Annotated in this window: 4 protein-coding genes; 1 reads left to right on the top strand and 3 read right to left on the bottom strand. The window is 38.2% G+C overall.

What is annotated here, in order from left to right:
• Positions 1-77: 77 nt before the first annotated feature.
• The 3 genes from FC77_RS07310 to FC77_RS07320 all read right to left on the bottom strand — a co-directional run bounded on the left by FC77_RS07310 (position 78) and on the right by FC77_RS07320 (position 3,337).
• Positions 78-1,517, bottom strand: a complete 1,440-nt coding sequence (locus FC77_RS07310) for an amino acid permease (protein ID WP_056970984.1) — start codon at positions 1,515-1,517, stop codon at positions 78-80.
• Between the two features lie 108 nt (positions 1,518-1,625).
• Positions 1,626-2,453 carry an exodeoxyribonuclease III gene (locus tag FC77_RS07315; RefSeq protein WP_056970985.1) on the bottom strand — a complete coding sequence of 276 codons (828 nt, stop codon included), beginning with the start codon at positions 2,451-2,453 and terminating at the stop codon, positions 1,626-1,628.
• Positions 2,454-2,494: 41 nt separating this feature from the next.
• Entirely contained in the window at positions 2,495-3,337 is an 843-nt protein-coding gene (locus tag FC77_RS07320; protein ID WP_056970986.1) for a fructosamine kinase family protein, read from the bottom strand.
• A gap of 139 nt (positions 3,338-3,476) precedes the next feature.
• Between FC77_RS07320 and FC77_RS07325 the strand changes: the two genes are divergently transcribed.
• Positions 3,477-4,481 carry a D-2-hydroxyacid dehydrogenase gene (locus FC77_RS07325; RefSeq protein WP_056970987.1) on the top strand — a complete coding sequence of 335 codons (1,005 nt, stop codon included), beginning with the start codon at positions 3,477-3,479 and terminating at the stop codon, positions 4,479-4,481.
• Positions 4,482-4,605: the final 124 nt, after the last annotated feature.

A 4,605-nucleotide genomic window follows, 5' to 3' on the forward strand; every position in this document is an offset into this window, starting at 1 on the left:
TTTAATTTAGACATAGTAAAAGCCCCAAAAGTGTCCAACTTTTTGGGCCTATTACAACAAATGGGTTTCTTTTTTGTTTAATTGTCGGTTATATCATTTTTCCTAAAGTGGTAAATAATTAGCGGGATTACCGATACTATTCCACACAAAACAATTAGGATAATAACGTAGGCACTTCTTAAATCTTTGGGAGTTCCTTCCGCAGGGATAAAGGTTACAAAGAATGCCATAACCGTAATTACCATTGCCAAGCAAGCAACTGCAATACTTAATTTCGGATTTTTACTCATCCAATACGTTCTTTGCAAATCTTCATGCTTTACTTTTAAAACAATGTAAGCAGTCAGCATAATCATATAGACCATCAAGTATTGGGCAGTCGTTCCCGCCAGTGAAACGTTAAAAGCAAAATCAGCATCTTTTCCACTAGTGAAGGTAATCAATACAGCTGAAGCAGTAACAATAGCCGATTGTAAAATCATTAATCTCATTGGTACATCACGCTTCGTGGTTTTGGCAAAGAACTTAGGCATATAGCCTTCCTTAGCTGCCTCATACATTCCTTGGTTAGGTCCAGCCAGCCAATTACCTAATTCGCCAACAATGCCGCAAGCCAACATGACACCAACTATCTTTTGCAAAATATTTCCTGGTAATCCAATTGAAGTTAGAATTTTACCATATGTGTATACAAAACCCGTGCTATTTTGAATTTCACTTTTTGGCACAGTCATTCCAATTGACATACTGCCCAATAAGTCAAAACAAATCGCGGTAACAGCCAGAGCAAGCATAGCCTTTGAGTATGAACGCGGATGATCTAAATTTTTAACGTGGGGAGCTGAAGCCTCGCCACCACAAAAGGCCAGCATAAATGGAACAAAGGCAACTAAAGTATTGCCATTTATTTGGTGGGGAATCACCGTGTTCCAATTAATGGTCATATGTAGTGGGTGCCCTTGTAATGCATAAACAAAGAAAGACAGAATCAAAAAAATTACCGGAATTGCGATTCCTAAAATAAAACACCATTCTGCAATTCTACCAATTTTTTTAACCCCGATTACCTGAATCGCTGTTACACCCCATAAAATGAGCATCATTAACGCAAAGCGTACAAGTGGTGTGGTATTAAACCAAGGCGTGCCCAGAGTAATAGATAACGCACCAATGATCACATACATCATGGTATCCATTCCTACGGTAATGTGGATCCACTGGTAAAACATAGCTGTCCAGCCAGTTTCATCACCTAAGGATCCCTTTACCCAGGTAAAAATACCACCTTTTTCCCAACCATCGATTGAAGCCATTTCACCGGACATTCGCGTAATTGGTATAAACCAGAAGAGCCCGGCAATTAGTAAATAAAATAAGGCGGTCGGCCCAGTTTTACCAAACGGTGCCAATTCATCGACAGAAATAACCATTGACGAGGTCATCGCAAACAATTTAAAGGCAGTTAAACGATTATACTTTATATCCTGTTCAAGAGCCCGATCTTTTTCTTTTTTCACGTAGTGTCAACTCCTCGTATCCACTTTTAATAACGTCTCTTCGAGAAATAATTATACACTTTAGACCAATTAAAAAAAGCACCCTATTGAGTGCTTTAAAAGTAATCTTTATAAATCTATTTCTAGTAAAATCGGGCAATGATCGGCACGGGCACCTGTATCAACCATTTCAGACCGCTTTATTTTATCAGCAATTCTGTTGCTTGTAATCCAGTAGTCGATTCTCCAACCAGAATTATTTGCTTTTGCTGTTCGAACCCGTTGAGCCCACCAAGAATAAACACCTTCAACGTTACCATTAACTTTTCTGAAGGTATCAGTAAAACCAGCATCTAACAGGTTAGTAAAGTCTTTTCTTTCTTCATCAGTAAAGCCAGCGGAATGGTGGTTATTTTTTGGGTGTTTCAAATCAATCGGCGTATGCGCACAATTAAAATCACCACTTGCTAAAACAGGCTTCTTTTGGTCTAATTTCTTCAAATATTCAACATATTTTTTATCCCAAACTTGCCGCTCGGATAATCTTCTCAAGCCATTACCTGAATTTGGTGTATATACCTGTGTTACGAAGCACTTAGGAAATTCCAGGGTAATAATCCTACCTTCAGAATCCATCGGCTCAGGTGCGCCAATTTTAGGATAGCTAGCCTTGGGCTTTAATTCTTTTTTGTATAAATACATTGTGCCCGCATAGCCTTTACGTGCAGGCTCTTCAGAAGAACGCCAAACATAATCATATTCTGGAAATTTCTGTGCCAAAATTTCCTGATGCTTTTTTGTTGGACCAGTGGCACGTAATTTTGTCTCTTGAATAGCTATAACATCTGGTTTTATATCATGTATTTTTTCTAAAATTTTCTGAGTCTCATGAGCTCTGGAAGACACGCCTGTCAAAGCGGCATTTAATGAATCGATATTCCACGAAATTAAGATCATTTTTTATCTCCTTTTTTCATTTATCTTTATTATAAAGGTTTTTAATACTGCCTCAAAATATCATCCACCGCATCGCCGTAACTTTCACCAAATAAATCCAAGTGCATGCATAGATAATAAAAGCGGTACCAGCTTAGGCGTTCAGCAATACCTGCCCTAAACGGATAAACTTCGTTATATGCACGGTAAAAGTGGTTACTAAAGCCACCAAAAACCGTCGTCATCGCAATATCAAATTCACGGTCTGCATAAACGGCATCCGGATCAATTAAGTATGGTTCGCCCTTTGAAAAAAGCACGTTGCCAAACCAAAGGTCACCATGACATAAACTGGGAGTTACCTTATTCTTACCATAATAATCCGTAAATTTAGCTACCATCCTCTGGAAATGTTGTTCTCGGAAATCATCCCAACGACCAGCTTTTTTTGCATAATTAACCTCTGGAAGTAATCGCTGGTTAACATAAAAATCTACCCAATCATTATTCCAATGATTATCTTTAGTAACGACCCGATTTTTATAGACATCACCAAAGCCAAACTGATCATTATGCCGCTGGTGTAACTTAGCCACCATTCTGCCCAGATCTTCTTGGCTGCCCACATCAGTATCTAACCAATTTAACAATAAATATGCGTCACCATTGATCTGACCATTATAAAGCGGATGCAGAGTATTAATACCAGCCTTCCCCATTTCTTTTAAACCACGTTGTTCGTGATCAAAATAAGAAGCGGGATTATTCGGCTGAACCTTCATAAAATAGCTCTTCTCTGGAGTTTTCACCTGGTAGGCTTTATTCGTATCTCCTCCGTGAACTTCTTTACATGAAAGCACTTTTTTCAACGGTAATTGCTCAATCCAACTGTTCGTCAAAGCCATTTTTTCTCCTCTTTACTATAATCAACGCTTAAATAGCAAATTTTTTCATCAAAATCATATTTTTAATTTTTTGTCAGACAAACTCAAGTGTATAATAGCACAAGGGTCATATCATTATTTTTTTTGGGAGGTTGAATTTATGACAAAAATTTTTGCTTACGCAATTCGTAAAGATGAAGAACCATATTTGAACGAATGGAAAAGTGCTCACAAAGATATCGATGTTGATTACACTGGCAAGCTTTTAACACCTGATACTGCTAAATTAGCTAAGGGTGCTGATGGTGTTGTTGTTTATCAACAATTAGATTACAGTGCTGACACTCTTCAAGCATTAGCCGATGTTGGTGTTACTAAGATGTCATTACGTAATGTTGGTGTTGATAACATTGATATGAAGAAGGCTAAGGAATTAGGCTTCGAAATTACCAACGTTCCTGTATACTCACCAGACGCTATTGCTGAACATGCTGCTATCCAAGCTGCACGTATTTTACGTCAAGACAAGCGCATGGATGCCAAGATGGCTAAACGTGACTTACGTTGGGCTCCAACAATTGGTCGTGAAGTTCGTGACCAAGTTGTCGGTGTTGTAGGTACTGGTCACATTGGTCAAGTATTTATGAAGATTATGGAAGGTTTCGGAGCAAAAGTTATTGCTTACGATATCTACAAGAACCCAGAACTTGACAAGAAGGGTTACTACGTTGACAGCCTTGATGACTTATACAAGCAAGCTGACGTAATTTCACTTCATGTACCAGATGTTCCAGCTAACGTTCACATGATCAACGACAAGTCAATCAAAGAAATGAAAGACGGCGTTGTAATCGTTAACGTATCACGTGGTCCACTTGTTGACACTGATGCTGTAATCCGTGGTTTGGATTCAGGTAAAGTATTTGGCTTTGTTATGGATACCTACGAAAAAGAAGTTGGTGTATTTAACAAAGATTGGGAAGGCAAAGAATTCCCAGACAAGCGTTTAGCAGACTTAATTGATCGTCCAAACGTTTTGGTAACTCCACATACTGCCTTCTACACTACTCATGCTGTACGCAACATGGTAATCAAGGCATTTGACAACAACTTAGCATTAGTTGAGGGCAAGAAGCCAGCTAGCCCAGTTAAATTAGATGCATAATTTTCTATTCACTTGATTAACAATTGAATAGAAAAGCAAAAGACATTGAGCAAAAATTGCTCAATGTCTTTTTTCTACTCTAAGTCAAGTCATATTAATGATTTGGCTTATTTATTTTCTTTAA

Origin of the sequence: Lactobacillus acetotolerans DSM 20749 = JCM 3825 (genome assembly GCF_001436775.1) — a bacterium.
In the GTDB taxonomy this organism is placed as follows: Bacteria; Bacillota; Bacilli; order Lactobacillales; family Lactobacillaceae; genus Lactobacillus; species Lactobacillus acetotolerans.

Coding starts and splice junctions, on each gene's coding strand:
- FC77_RS07325 (WP_056970987.1), top strand. CDS start 3,477: ATGACAAAAATTTTTGCTTACGCAATTCGTAAAGATGAAGAACCATAT.
- FC77_RS07315 (WP_056970985.1), bottom strand. CDS start 2,453: ATGATCTTAATTTCGTGGAATATCGATTCATTAAATGCCGCTTTGACA.
- FC77_RS07320 (WP_056970986.1), bottom strand. CDS start 3,337: ATGGCTTTGACGAACAGTTGGATTGAGCAATTACCGTTGAAAAAAGTG.